Below are 1,343 nucleotides of genomic sequence, written 5' to 3' on the forward strand. Positions count from 1 at the left end.
TGGACGACGAACTCGGTGGCCGACACGTCCGGCGGCAGGCACTCGTACTCGGGCATGAAGCCGACCAGGCGGCGGATCTGGGCGCCCTGCCGGGCGATGTCCAGTCCGAGCACGTGCGCGCCGCCGGCGGACGGCGGCAGCAGCCCCAGCAGGATCTTGATGAGGGTGGACTTCCCGGCCCCGTTGGCCCCCACGAGTCCGACCACGCCGGGCGGCGCCGCGAGCGTCAGGTCGTCGAGCGCGGTGACCCGCGGAAACCTCATCGTGAGGCCCCGGGTCTCGATGATCGGCGGCATACCCTGAACTTAGCGGCATTCGGTGTGTTCGTCGTCACCCCTGGGATCTAGGCCGAACGGCCGATCCCTCCGCCCCGCGTAGTACGCGCCCCCACACCAGCCGCTGCACGAGCAGGGTGACGACCCCCGCGACGAGCATCCCGGCGAGGTTGATCGCCAGCTGCAGCACCGAGCCGCTGATCTGGCTGCCGTGCTTCAGCGCGAGCGCGACCGCGAGGTTCCCGGCGGCCGGGACGGTCGTGACCGAGATGAACACGCCGACCAGCGCCGACGACTTGCCCGCGGTCATCGACAGCACCCCGGCGGCGCCCGCGAGCACCGCGACGATGAACGACCAGCGGTCGGGGCTGTAGATGAACGCGGTGGCCGGCCGGTCGGACGGCAGCGCGCTGATGTCGATCACGCCCGTCCACCGGGCCGCCAGCGCACACAGGTAGGTGACCACGATGGCGAACGCGAACCCGGCGGCCAGCGTCCGGACGGCGGCGCCGATCCGGCGGCCGTTCCGGCTGACCAGGCCGTAGCAGACCGCGGCGACCGAGGAGAACTCCGGCCCGAGCACCATCGCGCCCACCACCAGGATCGCCGAGTCGGTGATCGCGGCGATCCCCGCGAGCATCGTCGCGAGGGTGAGGAAGGCCAGGTAAGCCCAGGTCAGCTCCGCGCCCTCGGCGGTCTGCCGGTCCAGCTCCTCCCAGACGACCGCGTCGTCGGGCGCGCCGGGGGCACGCCGCTCCGCCTCGTCCGCGACCTGCGAGAGCGACAGGTCGATCTTCTCGACGGCGATCGAGCCGTCCCGGTCGACGCGGAGCTCCCGCAACGCGTCCAGGATCTCGTTGGCGGCCTCCCGCGCCACGTCGGCGGTGACCAGGTCGCCCTTGGGGCTGCGCGCCGCGTCCGGCAGCACCACGACGTTGGTGACGCCCACGTGCTCGGCCAGCGCGGCGCACACCGCGTCCGTACGGTCGGGCGGGACGATCGCTCTCAGGTGCAACACGCGTCACATCGTCCCGCATCCGCGGCCGGGCCGCCCTCTGCCCACGCGTG

At 72.7% G+C, this 1,343-nt stretch carries 2 protein-coding genes; both read right to left on the reverse strand.

Going from position 1 to position 1,343, the window contains the following annotated elements; all coding sequences use genetic code 11:
- Positions 1-296 (reverse strand): ATP-binding cassette domain-containing protein (locus tag AB0J52_RS40850; RefSeq protein ID WP_500188612.1); only part of this gene is annotated, 296 nt, incomplete at its 3' end.
- Between the two features lie 34 nt (positions 297-330).
- Complete coding sequence (locus AB0J52_RS40855) at positions 331-1,293, reverse strand: DUF389 domain-containing protein (RefSeq protein ID WP_500188614.1); 963 nt, start codon at positions 1,291-1,293, stop codon at positions 331-333.
- Positions 1,294-1,343 lie beyond the last annotated feature (50 nt).

Source organism: Spirillospora sp. NPDC049652 (assembly GCF_040675125.1).
Taxonomy (GTDB): Bacteria; Actinomycetota; Actinomycetes; order Streptosporangiales; family Streptosporangiaceae; genus Spirillospora.